Raw genomic sequence first — 15,738 nt, forward strand, 5'->3', positions numbered from 1 at the left:
CCCTATCGGGCCCCCGGCGCACGCCTCAGGTGTCCAGCATCCGTCGCAGCAGGTCCCGCAGGGCGAGCCGCTCCTCGTCGGACAGTCCGGCCAGCGGTTCCCGGGCGAAGCGCAGGCCCTCGCGCAGGTCGCGGGCGACCCGGCGGCCCTCCTCCGTCGCGGCGGCCACCTTCACGCGGCGGTCCGCCGGGTCGGGGCGGCGCTCCACCAGGCCGCGGGACTCCAGCCGGTCCACGATCCCTGTGACGTTGGACGGCTCGCACTTCAGCTTCTGCGCCAGTTTGCGCATGGGCAGCGGTTCCACGGAAAGCAGATTCAGCAGCCGGGCCTGTGCGCCGGTCAGGGCGTGCTCGCCCGCCGCCTCTTCGTAGTCCGCGTAGAAGCGGGCCACGACATCCCCGATGAGTTCGAGGAACTCCGTGGTCAGCGCGTCGGGGCGGGTGTGGTGTGGGGTGGACATGTCCTCCAGGGTACCCGGTTACTTGACAGGCTGAAATATTCAGGCGCATGGTTGTTTCAGGTACTGAAGTAAATGAAAGGCGCTGTGATGATCAACCGCGAATGGCACCTGCTGAGCCGCCCGGTCGGCTGGCCGAAGCCCGAGGACTTCGCCCTGGTCGAGGCCGAGGTTCCGACGCCGGGCGCGGGCCAGGTGCTCGTGCGGAACAAGTACCTCTCCGTCGACCCTTACATGCGCGGCCGCATGAGCGCCGCCAAGTCGTACGTCGCCCCCTTCGAGCTCGGCAAGGTCATGCAGGGCGGCGCGGTGGGCGAGGTCGTCGCCTCCAACGCCGAGGGCGTCTCGGTCGGCGACCACGTGCTGCACTTCTTCGGCTGGCGCGAGTACGCGGCCGTGGACGCCAAGAACGCCGTCAAGGTCGACCCGGAGGCCGCGCCCCTGTCGACGTACCTCGGCGTCCTCGGCATGACCGGCCTGACCGCCTACGCCGGCCTGCTGCGCACCGCCTCCTTCAAGGAGGGCGACTCCGTCTTCGTCTCCGGCGCGGCCGGTGCCGTGGGCAGCCAGGTCGGCCAGATCGCCAAGCTCAAGGGCGCCTCGCGGGTCATCGGGTCGGCCGGGTCCGACGAGAAGGTGAAGCTGCTCGTCGAGGAGTACGGCTTCGACGCGGCGTTCAACTACCGGAACGGGCCGGTGAGCGAACAGCTGCGCGAGGCCGCTCCCGACGGCGTCGACGTCTACTTCGACAATGTGGGCGGCGACCACCTGGAGGCGGCCATCGGCCGGCTCAACCAGGGCGGCCGCATCGCCGTCTGCGGGATGATCTCGGTCTACAACAACACCGAGCCCGCCCCCGGCCCGGGGAACCTCGCCCGCCTCATCCAGACCCGCGGCCGTATCGAGGGCTTCCTCGTCGGCGACCACTACGACCTGCAGCCGCAGTTCGTCCAGGAGGTCGGCGCCTGGGTCCGCTCCGGCGAGCTGAAGTACCGCGAGACGGTCGTCGAGGGCATCGAGAACAACCTGGAGGCGTTCCTCGGCGTTCTGCGCGGCGACAACACCGGGAAGATGATCGTCAAGCTCTGATCCGATCCGGCTACTTCCCCGTGACGCTCGCCTGTCGGCGCTCGTTGCGCAGGCGGAGGCCGCACCCCTGGACGTGGGGTGCGGCCTCTCGTCGTATGCGCGTCAGCCCGCCAGCGCCGCGCTGTGCACCGCCCGCGCCAGCCGGTCGTTCTCCGGGGCCGCGCCGCCCGGGAAGGCGTACCGGCGCCGGGTGTAGCCGTAGGCGAGACCGCTGCGCGGGTCGGCGAACGCCTGGGAGCCGGCCGCGCCGCTGTGGCCGAACGCCCCGGCGCCCAGGAAGGGGTGCCAGGCGTCGGCGGTCGCCTGGAAGCCCAGCCCGTACGCTCTGTGGGCGCGGGTCACCAGGTCGTACCCGGCGGAGTGCAGCTGCCCGAACTCGGCCGCCGTGTCCGGCTTCAGCAGGGGCGTCTTGCCGTCGACCTCGCTGATCACCGCCGCGTACAGCCCGGCGAGGCCGCGCGCCGAGGCGACCCCGCCGACCGACGCCGGGCCCTTGGCGCGGACCAGGCGGTCGTTGGGCAGCTCCGCCAGGTCGGCCGGCTCGGCCGCGTGCCGGTTGAAGGCGATGGACGTCAGCGTGTGCGGCCCGGTCGGCAGCGCGTCCAGCAGCGCCTGCTGCTCGGCGGTCGGGAGCATCGGCTGGGCGGTGCGGAAGCGGGGCTCCGCGGAGGCGGGCAGGCCCAGGAAGAAGTCCAGGCCGTAGGGGGCGCGGACCCGCTCCTCGTGCAGTTCCTGGATCGTACGGCCGGTGGCGCGCCGTACGACCTCGCCGGTCAGGGCGCCGATGACCAGGGCGTGGTAGCCGAATCCCGTGCCGGGCCGCCAGAACGGCCGCTGGTCGGCGAGGCGTTCGGCGATCGCCCGGTCGTCGGCCAGCTCCGCCCGGGTGAAGCCGGTGTCGGTGCCGACCAGGCCCGCCCGGTGGGCGAGCAGGTCGCGCAGGGTCAGCGAGCCCTTGCCCTCGGCGCCGAACTCCGGCCAGTAGTAGGTGACTTTGCGGTCCAGTTCCAGTGTGCCGTCCTGCACGAGCAGCGCCACGACGAGATGGGCGGCACCCTTGGTCGACGAGTAGACCGCGTACAGTGACTCCCCGTCGACGGCCTCACCCGCCCACAGGTCGACGACCCGCCGCCCGTCGACGTACGCGCACAACTGCCCCTCGTAGTCGTCCCGTTCCTCGGCGACGAACGCGGCGAACTCCTCACGTACCGCCTCGAAGCCGTCGGCGACCGTGCCGTGGACGGTGATCTCCTGCGTCATCCGCGTGCCTCCTCCGGTGGTTCCCTAGATCGAATACGGTGCGATGACTGCCTTCGACTCAACAGCCCCACCCATGTGTTGGTGCCCTCGTCGCCCGGATGTCTCCTGCCGCGGGGCCGCAGGGGGCATGCTGGTGACGGTGCGCGCGAGGCGGGCAGCGGCGAGGCGGGAGGGGCCCATGGCGACGATTCCTTCGCTCCCCAGCAGGGACGACGTGCTGCGCATGGCACGCAGTACGACCGACATCACCGGCCAGCTCCTGGACACGGCCGGGAACATCACGAAGATCGCGATCAACACCCTCGATCCACGGGACGGTTCGGGCACCGAGCTGCTGCGGGTGCTGCGCCAGACCACGGCCGAGCTGGCCGAGGCCAGCGCCTCACCGCAGGCGCAGGAGGCGTTCTACCGCATCGTCGACACCCTGACCCGCCTGGGCACGACCGGCGCCCCGCTGGCGACGCACCCGGTGAGCGAACCCGCCCAGGCCCTGTTCGCCGCCCTCGGCGACAGCCTGCTGCCGGTGCTGGACGCGGTCGCGCCGGCGGTGGAGGAGGGCGCGGCGGTGGTCGGCGAGCTGGCCGAGGCGCTGTCCCCCCTGCTGCCCGCGACGGCGGGCCTCGCGGCCGGCCTCCTGCTGGCCCTGACCCCGGTACTCCGCGCGGCGGCCGAGGTCCTGCGCGACTCCACCCCCGAGCTGCGCCGCATCGCCGACGCGCTGACGGCGGCACTCGCTCCCCTGCTGCCCCTCCAGGTCGCCCTCGCGGAACGCGCGGCCACGGTCGCCGCCGACATCGTCCGCACCACCGTGCCACCCCTGGCCGACCTCACGGAGGCGGCGGCGGCCACGGCGAAGGCGGCCCGCCCGCTCCTGATCGCGGGCGAGGAACTGGTGGTGGCCGGCCTGGAACAGCTCCACCCCCTGCTCCTCTCGGCCGCCTCCCGCACGGGCCGGGCGACCCGGGCAGTGGCGGTACGGGTGTCGGCGGCGGTCAGCCCGACGGCGGAAGGCGGTGTCGTGGTGTCGGTGACACCGGCGTAGGAGCCAGCACCGGGCCCGCCCACCCGGGCAAAGAGGCCATGGAGGCCGCCGTCAGGTCAGGCGCACCACCACAGGAACCGTTTGCACGTCGGCGACGGCGACGGCTGCGGAGCCGGGTCGGAGGTCGTCGGGCCGGCGGTCGGGGTGGAGGCCGGCTGGGTCGTCGCCGGGGCCGCGGGGGCCGGCGTGGTATCGGCGGCGCCAGTCGTCGCCGACTGCTGCGACGTTTCCGTGCTCCTGTCCTCCGGGGACTTGGACGCCTTGTCCTTGGCGGACTTCGACGCCGACGGCGACGAGGACGCGTCCGGCGTGGTCGTACCCGTGCCGCCGCCCCGCGAGGCGTCGTCCACGGGCCGGGCCGTCTGCCCCGGCCCGGGGGGCGACGCACCGCCGTCCGCGGACTCGCCCCCGGACGCCGCGGGCTTCTGGCTGGAGAAGCCGGGGGCGTCGATGCCCAGTTCGGCGAGGCTCAGGCCGCCCGCCGCCAGGACGAAGCCCGCGGTGATGAGGAGGGTGCGCCGCCGCCGGCGGCGATGCGCCGCGGCCTTGCGGTCGCGACGGCTGGCGGCCGCGCCGTCCGGCCCGTCGTCGGCACCGCCACGCCCGCGTCCGCGCGACCGGCGCCGGGCCGCCCGGCCCTGCGGCTCGCCGTCCTCCTCGTCCTCGCCGTCCTCGCCGTACTGGTCGTCCTCGGAGTCCTCCTCGGCATGGGGCCCCTCGGCATAGGAGTCCTCGGTGTAGGGCTCTTCGGCACCCTCGGCTTCCAGGTAAGGGCCCACGGCATCCCCGTGCGGCACGTACGGCACACCGCCGCTCTCATGCCCGTACGCGACCTCCGCCGCGCCCGCTTGCGCGTACGAGACCTCAGGCGCCCCCGTCTGCGCGTACGCGCGGAGCGTCTCCGCTGGGGTTCCGCACCCCGGGCAGGCGAGGGCGCCGTTGAGGTGCCGTCGGCACGGGTGGCAGTAGTCCATGACGCGGGAAGACTAGGTTCCCGGACGGTAACGTTCCTAGGCACCTCTGTGAAGGTTCTGTGGTAGATCGAAAGAGCTCTCGAAAGCCTTGCCGAAACCAGTTACCCGTTCGACCCATTGACACTCACCCTCGCACCATCCTTACTGTCACACCAGCGTTTCGAACGCGTGACGAAATCTCGAACAGCTGAGGGGCAACTGTCGTGCGCATCAGCGGACAGCACGCACGTGGTCGGGACGCCGTGGCGCAATCTGACGTACGTCCAGGTGCACACCGATGCTGGAGATGCACGGCCGCTGGGACGACGATGCACGCCTTCGGCGCGTGAACCGACCGCCAAGGGGCAGGTGATCGGGGAAGTCACACTTCCCTCACACGAGTTGAACAACGCCACGCCCGTCTCCGTACTGATGGGTGGCCCGTGCTCCCCCGCACGGGCCACCCACAGACGGAGGTTTCCTTGGCTGACAACGTCACCTCGTTGTTCCGCAACACGGCGGCGCACAGCCCTTCGATGGCGGCGCTGACGCGCGAGGGCGACGGGTCAGGCCCGGTGGACTTCTGCATCCCGTGCAACCCGTACTTCCCCACCCCCGCCATGTTCGCGGAGATGGGGACCCGGCTGCGCGAGATCATCACGTACTACCCCAGCAGTGCCGACACCATCACGGCCGAGCTGTGCAACCTGCTCCAGCTCCCGCCGCAGTGTGTCGCGATGGGCAACGGCTCGACCGAGCTGATCACCTGGATCGACCACCTCCTGGTCCGCGAGTCCCTCGCCATCCCGGTCCCCACCTTCGGCCGCTGGACCGACCAGCCCATGGAGACCGGCAAGCGGGTCGACATGTTCCCGCTCCAGGAGTCCAGCGGCTTCGCCCTGGACCTGGCCCAGTACGCGGAGTTCATCCGCGCGCGGGGCACCCGGGTCGCGGTCATCTGCAACCCCAACAACCCCGACGGCGGCTACGTGCGCAAGCAGTCGGTGGTGCAGTTCATGGACGCGATGGCCGACCTGGACCTGGTGGTCGTCGACGAGTCCTTCCTGGAGTTCGCCGACGCGGAGGCCGACCCGAGCGTGGTCCAGGAGGCGATGCTCAGGCCCAACGTGGTGGTCCTGCGCAGTCTCGGCAAGAACTTCGGCCTGCACGGCATACGCTTCGGCTACCTGGTCGCCAACCCGGCCCTGGCGGGCAAGGTCCGCTCCATGCTCCCCAAGTGGAACCTCAACTCCTTCGCCGAACACGTGGTGTTCATGCTGAAGGAGCACGGCGCCGAGTACGCGCAGAGCCTGATGCAGGTCCGCCGCGACCGCCTCGACATGGCCAGCCAGCTCTCCGCGCTGCCCGGCCTGACCGTCTACCCCTCCCAGGGGAACTTCCTCTTCGTGCGCCTTCCCGTCGGCGCCGAAGGCACCGTGGTCCGCGACCGGATGCTCACCGAGCACCGGATCCTGGTCCGCGAGTGCGGCAACAAGATCGGTTCGTCCAGCCGCTTCCTGCGGCTCGTGGTGCGCCCCCAGGTCGACGTGCGTCGCCTGGTGTCCGGCCTGGAGTCGGTGCTCTACGGGACCAGGAGGGGAGCCGCCGTACCCGAGCTGGGTACAGGGACCAACTACAGCTCGGGTACGGCGGCCGTGGACCGCCTGGTCAGCCAGACCAACGGGGCCGGTATGCGAGGGCTTGCCGCGCAGGCCGTCGGCGCCGGCCCCGCCCAGGGGCTGCCAGTCGCCCCGGCCGTCGGCACCGGCATGCCGCTCCCCGCCGCCGCACCCTCGGTCGGCGGTGGGATGCCGATGCCGGCGGCAGCCCAGGCGACTCCCCAGCCGGTACCGCAGCCGGCACCCCAACCCGCTCCCCACCCGGCCCCCCAGCCGGTCGCGGCAGCACCCGCACCGATGCCGACTCCGGTACCCGCCCCGGCGCCGACTCCGATGCCTCCCCCGGCGCCGCTCCCCGCCCCCGCCCCGGTGCCGGTACCCGCCCCGGCCGCGCTGACCGGCCCCACCCCGCCGGGCGTCCCGGCCCGCGGCGGCCTCACCGCGGCCCAGGTCCGGGGCATGACCGCCCCCGCCCCCGCCGCCCCGGACCTGACCCCCGCCCCGGCGACCGGCTGGCCCAGCGCACAGAGCTGGCCCAACGCACAGAGCTGGCCGAACGCGGCGGGGATGGGGCAGGCGGGGTAGCCGCCGGGGGCGGCGCCCAAGAGGCGACGGGCCGGACGAACTCCAGTCCAGCAGGCTGATCCTGAACTTGGGTGTGCCGTTGTCGTTGCCGTCGTAGTAGTGGTAGACGGTGAGATCGCCGTCGCTGTCATGCGTGATCGACTGGCCGCCGGGTCCGATGACCCCGCCGTGCGGCCCCAGCACCGGCGTCCCGCCGTCGCTGGTCATGGCGACGACGCTCTTGTCTCAGCAGGGCCCGGTGACACTCGTGGCCCGCCCCGCCTTCAGGTACGCGGACGCGCTCGGGGAGTACTCCGGCCACGTCGGCGGCAACGGCCGCGACGAGTCGGACGACGGCACCTTCCTGCGCGGCTGCGTGCCCACGAAGTCCAGCGGCGTCGCCGGCCTCGCGACGATCTGCCCGGGCTGGTCCGTCCACACCGGTCAGCTGTTCTGCAACGAGACGATCACCACCGCGGTCGCCGAGGTCTCCCCGTACTCGGCCGGCACCGTCACCCGCACCACCCCCTCCCAGGACTCCGTCACGACGGCGCCCGTACAGCCACCCGGCCCGCCCGGCCTCACCGGGCGGGCCGGGTCTCCGTCGTCAGGAGCTCGGGCAGGTCTTCCACGCCATGTGGTACACCGTGCTGATGTCCCCGTCCGTCGAGTCCATCGTCATGAAGCTGACCTTGCCGGGTGACGTCGTCCCCGCGTTCACCCGCAGCTCCGTGTTGATGTTGAAGTTGCGCAGCACTCCGCAGGGGGCCCAGACCAGTTGCGCCCAGTCGGTGGAGTCGGTGGCCTGCCAGTCGTCGTTGTAGGGGCCGCTGAACGGGTGGCTCTTGGCCGCGGTGTTCGAGGAGCCCTGGAAGTAGTACGAGGCTTTCTGTGTGGCGCTCGCGCCGGACTGGAGCGAGGCGAAGCCACGGTAGTCGGCGCTGGCGATGGCGTAGGTGAAGCCCTGCGGGACGTGGACGATCAGGTTGAGCTGGCAGTTCTTGCGGAACGCCGTGGGGTCGGAGTTGCCGCCGGCCTGAGCGAGGTAGTCGCTGTAGGTCACCGTGAAGGCCGTGTTGTCCGGGGAGACGGCGACGGCCGCCGTGCCCTGGGGACAGCCGGAGCCGTTCACCGTGGCGACGTCGATGACGATCTTGTCCGGGGGTGGGTCGGTGACCACCGGGGACGAGGGGTGCGCGGGTAGCGCGGTGGTCAGGAGCGCGGCGATCGCGCCGCTCAGGAGCAGGCCGCCAGCCATGGGTTCTCCCAGTTGTGGAGTGGGGGGTGGGTCGCCCCGGCCTTTGGAGAAACTGTGCGGAACCTGTGAAGGCCGGGGCGTTCGCATCGTAGGGAGCCGCGTCCGGGACTGGGCAGGGTCAACTCCGGCCATTCACAACGGGAATTTCACGCACCGACAGGCTGCCGGTCCCCGGACCCGGACCCGGCCGCCTTCTCCTTCGATTGGGCCCGGACCGAGTAAAAGAGGAGGCCCAGGCTCGCGGCGACGGCCACCAGCGCCTTGCCGGCGTCGACGGAACCGACCACCTTGCGCGGTTCCAGCCGACCGCCGGCCGGCAGGGCCTTCACAGACGGCCGCACCGCACAGCCGCTCAGGGGTTCTCCCAGGCCGCCGGCTCCGCCGCCAGCTGCCGCACGGCCTCCGGCAGGGCGTCCGCCGCCAGATCAGCGACCGTGACGCCCTCCAGGATGCGGCGCACGTTGGCGCGCAGCGCGATCCACAGCGGCAGCAGGGGCTGGGCGGTCCCGCTGTAGGCGAGCCCCGTCGGCCGCTCGCCCCGGACCGACACGATCGGGCCGTCGACCGCGCGGATGAGGTCGGCCACGGTGATGGCCGAGGCCTCGCGGGCCAGCCGGTAGCCGCCGCCCCCGCCGCGCCGGCTCTCGACGATCCCGGCACGCCGCAGGTCCCCGAGGATGCCCTCCAGGAACTTGTGCGGAATGTTCTGCGCGGCCGCGATCTCCTCCGCCTTCACCGGGCCGTCACCCTGCCGTACGGCGAGCTCCAGGGCCGCCCGTACCGCGTAATCCGCCCGTGCCGAGATCCTCATGCGTCCATTGTGGGGCGTGGGTCCATGGAGAATGGCCGGACCTGTGCCCCGTAAGATCGCCCGGGAGGACCCCTTGGCGCTCAGCAGACGTACCTTCAGTGCCCTCGCCGGCTCCGCCGCGCTCGGCTTCGCCCTGGGCGGCAGTGGCGGCCCCGGGGCCTCTTCGGCGTACGCGGCGCGCAGCGTGCCGACCGGCCCGGCGCCCGCCCCGCCCGGCGCGGACGGGCGGCGGCACACCATCGGGTACGACCACCACTCGCTTCTCGTCGACGGCAGGCGGCTGGTGCTGTGGTCCGGCGAGATGCACCCCTTCCGGCTGCCCAGCCCGTCCCTGTGGCGCGACGTACTGCAGAAGATGCGGGCGCACGGCTACAACGCGGTCAGTGTCTATGTGGCCTGGAACTATCATTCCCCCGCCCCGGGGAAGTACGACTTCACGGGCGTCCGGGACCTGGACCTGTTCCTGCGCATGGCCGCCGAGACCGGGCTGTACGTGATCCTGCGCCCGGGGCCGTACATCAACGCGGAGGTCGACGGCGGCGGCTTCCCCGGCTGGCTGACGGCCACGCGGGGCTCGGCACGGACCGACGACCCGACCTACCTGAGGTACGTCGACGAGTGGCTGACCGCCGTGAACCGGATCGCGCGCCGGCATCTGTTCACCCGGGGTACCGGCACCGTCCTGCTGTACCAGATCGAGAACGAGTACGACTCCCACGTCGACGAGCCGGCCGGCCGGAACTACATGTCCCACCTGTACAGGAAGGTGCGGGCGGACGGGATCGACGTACCCCTCTTCCACAATGACAAGGGGCGCAACGGGTACTGGATCCCGGGCTCCTTCGACACCGGCGGGGAGAAGCAGCGGTGGCTGTACGGCTTCGACGGGTACCCGTCGCCTTCCCAGGTGCCGCCGGACTGGGGGTACTTCGGGGTCGGCGGGCTCCAGGGCGGCGCCACCGCCAGTCCGCGTACCCCCGGGTTCGTGCCCGAGTTCGGGGGCGGGTGGTTCGATCCGTGGGGCGGGGCCTGGTTCGGCGGGAAGGGGTACGCCGAGTCGCGGCGCACCCGGGACGCGGCGTACGAGCGGCGCTTCTACCTCACCAACCTGGCCAACGGCATCACGCTGCACAACGTCTACATGACCTTCGGCGGCACCTCGTGGGGCTGGCTGCCCGCGCCGGTGGTGTACACGTCGTACGACTACGGGGCCGCCCTCGACGAGGGCCGGAACGTCACCGAGAAGATCGTGCCGATGCACCAGCTCGGGCACCTGCTGCAACGCGTGCCCGACTTCGCCAGGCTGGACCGGGCGGCGGACGTGCGGGCGGCCGGGCTGAAGGTGTACCACCTGACCAACCCGGACACCGGCGCCCACGTGTACGTGGCCCGCAACGACGGCGCCGAGGAGGTCACCTCCGCCCTGCCGACCGACGCCGGCGAGGTACAGGTCACCGTCCCGGCCCGGGACGCCCGGATGCTGACGACGGGGCTCTCCCTCGGGCACCGGAGGCTGAAGTACTCCACCGCCCAGCCCATGATGCGCCTGACCGCCGGGCGGCAGGACATCGCCGTGTTCACCGGCCGCCACGGTGAGATGGCGCACCTGGTCCTGGAGTGCCCGAGCGAGCCGTACGTGACCCGGCTGGACGCGGAGGCGGGCTGGACGTACGACCGGGGCGAGCTGCACGTGACCGTGCCTCTCGGCCTCGGCGGGCTCACCCGCGTGCTGGTGGAGCGCGGCGAGAGCGACACGCCGCTGCTGCTGCTCTTCGCCGACGAGGCGGCCTCGGTCCGGCTGTTCCCGTACGACACCCCGTCCGGCACCGTGCTGGTCTACGGCCCGGCGCTGCTGCGCCACGCCGAGCTGCGCGGCTCCACGGTGCACCTCACCGGCGACGTCATCCAGGAGACCGGTCTGGAGGTGTGGGGGCCGCGCGGAACCGGGAGCGTGGTGTGGAACGGGCGGCCGGTGACCACGCGGGTGGCGATGGCCGGGAGTCTGGTGGCCGAGGCGCTGCTGCCGGGCGTGGCCGAGGTGCGGCTGCCCGGGCTGAGCGGCTGGCGGATGCGGACGGAGAACCCCGAGGCGGGGCCCGTGTTCGACGACTCCCGCTGGAAGGCCGCCGACCGGACGTCATCGTTCAGCACCACGCCCGTGCCGAAGGACGGGCCGGTCCTCTTCGCCGACGACTACGGCTTCCACTACGGCGACGTCTGGTACCGGGGTACGTTCTCGGACTCCACCGGCATCGAGGAGGTCTCGCTCGCCTACAGCACCGGTACGCAGGGCCTGCTGATGGCATGGCTGGACGGCGAGCCGCTGGGCACCCACCGCATGCCCGTGCCGGACAAGGCCGGCGCCCGGCAGGGCAGTTGGGCGGACACGGCCGTCTTCCCCCTGCGGGAGGAGCTGCGCGGGCCGGGCCGGCACGTGCTGTCCGTCCTCGTGCGGCGCATGCAGCACGACCAGGACGGCAAGGCACTCGACACCCACAAGGCGGCGCGCGGGCTGGCGGACGTCACCTTCAAGGGTGGTGCCCCGGAGGTGAGTTGGCGGTTGCAGGGCGAGGCGGCGCCCGATCCGGTGCGCGGGCCGCAGAACAACGGCGGGCTGTACGGGGAGCGGGAGGGCTGGCACCTGCCCGGCTTCGCCGACCGGGACTGGGAGGCGGTGGACTTCCCGCGCGCCGAGCGGCGACAGGGCGTGACCTGGTACCGGACCAGCTTCACGCTGGCGGTCCCCGACGGCATCGACGCCTCGGTGGGCCTGGTCCTGGAGGACGACCCGGACCGCGCGTACCGCGTCCAGATGTTCCTCAACGGCTGGAACATGGGCCAGTACATCAACAACGTGGGCCCGCAGCACACCTTCGTCCTGCCCAACGGCATCCTGCGCACCCGGGGCCGCAACACCCTCGCCCTGGCCGTCCTGTCCGAGTTCACCTCGGAGTCGGGCCCGGGGAATGTCCGGCTGACGCTGCTGGGCAGCGCGGCCGGAGGAGTACCGGTGACACCGGTGGCCTCCCCCGGCCGCTGAGAGTTGCGCGAGCCGGATCACGTTCCAGACCAGCGGCTCCAGTACGGCGGTGAGCGTGCCGTCCTCCAGCCTCGTGCCCCCGGCCGGGCGCGGGGTGACCCGCTCGGCGCGTCGAGCGTGTGGCGGGCGTCGGGGTCGGCGTCCGAGCGCACGCTGTGCTCGACTACGGAGGTCAAGTCGACTGTTCGATATGCCGAATGAGGTACATAACTTCGAACGGATCGAAAAATCGAAGCGCTTCCGCGTCAATGGGTTGGACAGGACTTCGGGTAAGGACTTTCGATGGTTCCCGGTTGAACCACGGTCGCGGGAGCGCATGACGCGGACACATCCCGACGCGTAATCTCGGACAAGCCGTCGTCCGGCGGTGAGAAGGGGGAGCGATGGACATCGCGGGCGCGCTCCGGCGCTTTCGGCCCGGCTCGGCGATGCGCGGTCTTGCCGCCGACCTCGCCCGCGCGGTCCGCTCCCGCCCTCATGGCCCTCGTGACGTACGGGAGTTGTGCCGGGCGCTGTGCGAGGAGATGAGCGTCCTGCGCGCCGGGCGGCCCGTCGAGCTGCGCTTCGAACGCTTCCCCGACGAGATCGAGGTCACCGGCCTGTGGGTGGAGTTCCAGGACTTCGACCTGGTCATCGTGGAGGAGCGGGCCGAGGCGGTGCAGCAACTGGTCATCCTGGGCCATGAGTTGTGGCACCTGTACGCCGGCCACCGGCACCACCACCGGGCGGGAGCCGTGGCGGCCCGCGCGCTGGCCGGCGGGCCCGGCTGGCGTGACCTCGCCCTCACGGTCGCCGCCCGCAACGGCTCCCGGGAGGCCGACGAGGCCGAGGCCGACGACTTCGGGCACCGGCTGGCGACCCTCTTCAGGCCCTACGTCTCCGGTGAGGGCCCCGACGCCCCGCTCGACCCCGTCCAGCGGACCCTTGGCTACCGAGGGCGCGGAGGAACGGCCCGGTGACCCTGCTGGCACTTGACCCGTCCGTGTTCTTCGGCGAGTTGTACATCTCCTTCTGGATCCCCACCACGGTGCTCACCGCCGCCCTGGTGATCAAACTGCCCACCATCATCCGGCTGTGGCGGGACCCGCTGCTGCGCGCGGTGGGCGGGCTGCTGCTGCTCGCCTGCGCGGTGTTCGTGTTCTGCACGCCGTCGACGATCGCCCGGGTCAACCGGCTGGTGGGCGTGCCGAACGTCTCGGCGCCCTGGTGCTACTCGCTGATCACCGCGTTCTGCGGCTCCTGTCTGCTGCTGATCATCGCCTGGCGCAACGGCCTGTCCGACCGCTCGGCGGCGACGCGCCGCGCGATGCGCTGGGTGATCTCGGCCTACTCGGGGGTGATCGTCGTGCTGTGGGTGCTGTTCGCGCTCGCCGACGCGCCCGTGGAGCGGCTGCGGGACCTGGACACGTACTACGCCAACACCCCGTTCATGCGCGAGGAGATCCTGCTCTACCTCGTCGCGCACGCCGTGGCCTGCCTGATCACGTCCAAGCTGATCTGGAACTGGGCGCGCACCGACGGTCTCGACGCCTTTCTGCGCTGGGGACTGAAGTCCCTGGGCGCCGGCTACGTGCTGAACCTGGTCTTCGACAGCTCCAAGCTGGTCGCCGTATCCGCCCGCTGGACCGGAAACGACCTGGACTGGCTGAGCACCAACCTGGCCCCGCCCGTGGCCGCGCTGTCCGCGATCCTGATCGCGGTCGGTTTCATCCTGCCGCACGCCGGCCAGTACCTGCACGACCGCTGGCGGGTCCGGCTCGCCCATCGCGAACTGCGGCCGTTGTACCAGCTGATGCGGACCGTGAGCGGCGAGGGCGTGCCGTTCGTGCTGCGGGCCACGCCCGAGCTGCGGCTGACCCGCCGCGAGACGTTCATCCGGGACGCGCTGCTGCCGCTGGCCCGGCGCATCGACACCGGGCTGAACCGGCGGTCGTACGACGCCGCGCTCGACCTCGGGCACCCGCCGGACAGGGCGCGGGCGCTGGCCGCGGCGGTGGTCGTCCTGGACGCCGTCGAGGCCCGCGACCGGACGCCGGAGCCGCCGGAGGCGGCCGGCTCCCCCGACACCACGAACCTGCTCCAGGAGATCGGGGCCGTCTCCCGAGCCCTCCGCCACCCCGAGGCCATCGAGGCGGTCCGCGCGCATGCGGGCGCCCCGGCAGAGAGCGTGCCCGCGCATGAGTGACCGCACCACCACCGCCGTCGTCCTCGGCGGCTCCCTGACCGGCCTGCTCGCCGCCCGCGCGCTGGCCGACCACACCGACAGAGTGGTGGTCGTCGAGCGGGACGCGCTGCCGGACGGGCCCGCCCCGCGCAAGGGGCTGCCCCAGGCCCGGCACGTGCACCAGCTGTGGTCGGGCGGGGCACGGGCGCTGGAGCGGCTCGTGCCCGGGGTGATCGGGCGGCTGCGGGCGGCCGGGGCGGGGCGGCTGGCGGTGACCACGGACATGGTGGCGCTGTCGCCGTACGGCTGGTTCCGGCGCTGGGGCGAGTCGGCGTTCATGCTGCCGTCCAGCCGGGACCTGCTGGACGCGGTGGTCCGCGCGGAAGTGCTGGCCGACGGGCGGATAGAACTGGTGGAGCGGGCCGAGGTGCTGGGGCTGACCGGCACGGACGCGGCGGTGAGCGGCGTGCGGATCGGGGCCGACGACGGCTCCGAGCGCACGTTGACGGCCGACCTGGTGGTCGACGCGACGGGGCGCGCGTCCCGTACGCCACGGTGGCTCACCTCGCTCGGACTGCCCGCGCCCGAGCGGCGCGAGGTCAACTCCGGTGTCGCCTACGCGAGTCGGCTGTTCCGGGCGCCGGACCAGGCGCGGGACGGCTTTCCGATCGTCCACGTCCAGGCGGACCCGCGGGACGGACGGCCCGGGCGGGGCGGCGTCCTGATGCCCGTCGAGGACGGCAAGTGGATGGTCACGCTGTACGGCAGCCGAGGCGGTGAACCCACCTCCGGGGAGGAGGACTTCGCCCGGTACGCCCGCAGGGAGCTGAGCCATCCGGTCGTCGCCGACCTGCTGGTGAACGCGGAACCGCTGAGCGAGGTGGCGTTCACCAGGACCACCGCCAACCGCCGCTGGTTCTACGAGCGGATGCCCGCGTGGCCGGACGGTTTCGTGGTGCTCGGGGACGCGGTGTGCGCGCTGAACCCGGTGTACGGACACGGTATGTCGGTTGCCGCGCAGTCGGCGGTGGTGCTGCGGGACGTGGTACGGCGTCACGGAGTGGGCTCGCCCGGTCTGGCCCGGCGGATCCAGAAGGCGGTCAGCCGGCCCGTCCAGGCCGCGTGGGACCTGTCGACCGGGGTGGACGTCTTCTATCCCGGGGCGACGCAGGGCGGACCCACGCTCCGGGAGCGGGTGATGGCGGCGTACGTGCGGCGACTGCTGCACACCGCCACCGGGAACGGGCGCATCGCCCGCCGGGTGACCGATGTGACGGCGTTGGAGCGGGGGCCGGAGGTGCTGGTGGCGCCGAGTGTTCTTCTGGCGGCGGTGGTGGGGCCGCTGAAACCGGCGCTCGACGCCCCGCCGCTGACGGCGGAGGAGCTGAAGGCGGCGGGTCTGTAACCCGCCTCAGCTGCGGGCAGTCGTGCCGCTGGGGCGGCGCGGGTGGGCGGTGGGTCCCCCCGCTCGAGCGAAGCCG

13 protein-coding genes and 2 pseudogenes are annotated in these 15,738 nt (G+C 72.3%); 7 read left to right on the forward strand and 8 right to left on the reverse strand.

Features of this window, described 5'->3' with window-relative positions; genetic code table 11:
- Nucleotides 1–25: 25 nt before the first annotated feature.
- On the reverse strand, nucleotides 26–460 hold the full coding sequence (locus tag ACIBBH_RS32385; RefSeq protein ID WP_399410749.1) for a MarR family winged helix-turn-helix transcriptional regulator: 435 nt from the start codon (nucleotides 458–460) through the stop codon (nucleotides 26–28).
- A gap of 87 nt (nucleotides 461–547) precedes the next feature.
- On the opposite strand from ACIBBH_RS32385, the gene ACIBBH_RS32390 reads away from it, so the two are divergent.
- Entirely contained in the window at nucleotides 548–1,546 is a 999-nt protein-coding gene (locus ACIBBH_RS32390; protein ID WP_399410751.1) for an NADP-dependent oxidoreductase, read from the forward strand.
- A 102-nt stretch (nucleotides 1,547–1,648) separates the two neighbouring features.
- Here the strand turns inward: ACIBBH_RS32390 and ACIBBH_RS32395 are convergent, their stop codons facing one another.
- Complete coding sequence (locus ACIBBH_RS32395; RefSeq protein ID WP_399410753.1) at nucleotides 1,649–2,806, reverse strand: serine hydrolase domain-containing protein; 1,158 nt, start codon at nucleotides 2,804–2,806, stop codon at nucleotides 1,649–1,651.
- Between the two features lie 178 nt (nucleotides 2,807–2,984).
- Between ACIBBH_RS32395 and ACIBBH_RS32400 the strand changes: the two genes are divergently transcribed.
- Nucleotides 2,985–3,848 (forward strand): hypothetical protein, encoded by an 864-nt coding sequence (locus ACIBBH_RS32400; protein ID WP_399410755.1) that lies wholly within the window; start codon nucleotides 2,985–2,987, stop codon nucleotides 3,846–3,848.
- A gap of 56 nt (nucleotides 3,849–3,904) precedes the next feature.
- Here the strand turns inward: ACIBBH_RS32400 and ACIBBH_RS32405 are convergent, their stop codons facing one another.
- Nucleotides 3,905–4,822, reverse strand: a complete 918-nt coding sequence (locus tag ACIBBH_RS32405; protein ID WP_399410757.1) for a hypothetical protein — start codon at nucleotides 4,820–4,822, stop codon at nucleotides 3,905–3,907.
- Between the two features lie 461 nt (nucleotides 4,823–5,283).
- Between ACIBBH_RS32405 and ACIBBH_RS32410 the strand changes: the two genes are divergently transcribed.
- Nucleotides 5,284–7,005: a pyridoxal phosphate-dependent aminotransferase gene (locus tag ACIBBH_RS32410; RefSeq protein ID WP_399410759.1), complete on the forward strand. Its 1,722-nt coding sequence runs from the start codon at nucleotides 5,284–5,286 to the stop codon at nucleotides 7,003–7,005.
- 27 nt (nucleotides 7,006–7,032) lie between these two features.
- On the opposite strand, the pseudogene ACIBBH_RS32415 reads toward ACIBBH_RS32410, so the two are convergent.
- The 4 genes and pseudogenes from ACIBBH_RS32415 to ACIBBH_RS32430 form a co-directional block, all read right to left on the reverse strand.
- Nucleotides 7,033–7,272: pseudogene (locus ACIBBH_RS32415) on the reverse strand (arabinan endo-1,5-alpha-L-arabinosidase); the annotation flags it as partial.
- Between the two features lie 319 nt (nucleotides 7,273–7,591).
- Nucleotides 7,592–8,242 carry a DUF4360 domain-containing protein gene (locus ACIBBH_RS32420; RefSeq protein ID WP_399410761.1) on the reverse strand — a complete coding sequence of 217 codons (651 nt, stop codon included), beginning with the start codon at nucleotides 8,240–8,242 and terminating at the stop codon, nucleotides 7,592–7,594.
- Between the two features lie 146 nt (nucleotides 8,243–8,388).
- A complete protein-coding gene (locus ACIBBH_RS32425; protein ID WP_399410763.1) occupies nucleotides 8,389–8,571 on the reverse strand; it encodes a hypothetical protein in 183 nt (60 codons plus the stop codon).
- Nucleotides 8,572–8,594: 23 nt separating this feature from the next.
- Complete coding sequence (locus tag ACIBBH_RS32430) at nucleotides 8,595–9,053, reverse strand: RrF2 family transcriptional regulator (RefSeq protein WP_399410765.1); 459 nt, start codon at nucleotides 9,051–9,053, stop codon at nucleotides 8,595–8,597.
- Nucleotides 9,054–9,126: 73 nt separating this feature from the next.
- On the opposite strand from ACIBBH_RS32430, the gene ACIBBH_RS32435 reads away from it, so the two are divergent.
- Nucleotides 9,127–12,093: a beta-galactosidase gene (locus ACIBBH_RS32435; protein WP_399410850.1), complete on the forward strand. Its 2,967-nt coding sequence runs from the start codon at nucleotides 9,127–9,129 to the stop codon at nucleotides 12,091–12,093.
- Between the two features lie 6 nt (nucleotides 12,094–12,099).
- On the opposite strand, the pseudogene ACIBBH_RS32440 reads toward ACIBBH_RS32435, so the two are convergent.
- Nucleotides 12,100–12,275: pseudogene (locus ACIBBH_RS32440) on the reverse strand (alpha-N-arabinofuranosidase); the annotation flags it as partial.
- 201 nt (nucleotides 12,276–12,476) lie between these two features.
- Here ACIBBH_RS32440 and ACIBBH_RS32445 point away from each other — a divergent pair.
- From ACIBBH_RS32445 to ACIBBH_RS32455, 3 genes are read left to right on the forward strand one after another with little or no spacing between them, the layout of a single operon-like run.
- Nucleotides 12,477–13,052: a toxin-antitoxin system, toxin component family protein gene (locus ACIBBH_RS32445; RefSeq protein ID WP_399410766.1), complete on the forward strand. Its 576-nt coding sequence runs from the start codon at nucleotides 12,477–12,479 to the stop codon at nucleotides 13,050–13,052.
- Nucleotides 13,049–14,278 (forward strand): MAB_1171c family putative transporter, encoded by a 1,230-nt coding sequence (locus tag ACIBBH_RS32450; protein ID WP_399410768.1) that lies wholly within the window; start codon nucleotides 13,049–13,051, stop codon nucleotides 14,276–14,278. Before ACIBBH_RS32445 ends, ACIBBH_RS32450 begins: the two co-directional genes overlap by 4 nt.
- Nucleotides 14,271–15,662, forward strand: coding sequence for an FAD-dependent oxidoreductase (locus tag ACIBBH_RS32455; RefSeq protein ID WP_399410770.1), 1,392 nt, complete (start codon nucleotides 14,271–14,273; stop codon nucleotides 15,660–15,662). The genes ACIBBH_RS32450 and ACIBBH_RS32455 overlap by 8 nt, the downstream gene beginning before the upstream one ends.
- Nucleotides 15,663–15,738: the final 76 nt, after the last annotated feature.

This window comes from Streptomyces sp. NPDC051636 (assembly GCF_044453765.1).
Classification (GTDB): domain Bacteria; phylum Actinomycetota; class Actinomycetes; order Streptomycetales; family Streptomycetaceae; genus Streptomyces.

Bases quoted from the DNA above. Each gene is read 5' to 3' on its own strand.
- ACIBBH_RS32385 (WP_399410749.1), bottom strand. From the start codon at position 460: ATGTCCACCCCACACCACACCCGCCCCGACGCGCTGACCACGGAGTTC.
- ACIBBH_RS32390 (WP_399410751.1), top strand. From the start codon at position 548: ATGATCAACCGCGAATGGCACCTGCTGAGCCGCCCGGTCGGCTGGCCG.
- ACIBBH_RS32395 (WP_399410753.1), bottom strand. From the start codon at position 2,806: ATGACGCAGGAGATCACCGTCCACGGCACGGTCGCCGACGGCTTCGAG.
- ACIBBH_RS32400 (WP_399410755.1), top strand. From the start codon at position 2,985: ATGGCGACGATTCCTTCGCTCCCCAGCAGGGACGACGTGCTGCGCATG.
- ACIBBH_RS32405 (WP_399410757.1), bottom strand. From the start codon at position 4,822: ATGGACTACTGCCACCCGTGCCGACGGCACCTCAACGGCGCCCTCGCC.
- ACIBBH_RS32420 (WP_399410761.1), bottom strand. From the start codon at position 8,242: ATGGCTGGCGGCCTGCTCCTGAGCGGCGCGATCGCCGCGCTCCTGACC.
- ACIBBH_RS32430 (WP_399410765.1), bottom strand. From the start codon at position 9,053: ATGAGGATCTCGGCACGGGCGGATTACGCGGTACGGGCGGCCCTGGAG.
- ACIBBH_RS32445 (WP_399410766.1), top strand. From the start codon at position 12,477: ATGGACATCGCGGGCGCGCTCCGGCGCTTTCGGCCCGGCTCGGCGATG.
- ACIBBH_RS32455 (WP_399410770.1), top strand. From the start codon at position 14,271: ATGAGTGACCGCACCACCACCGCCGTCGTCCTCGGCGGCTCCCTGACC.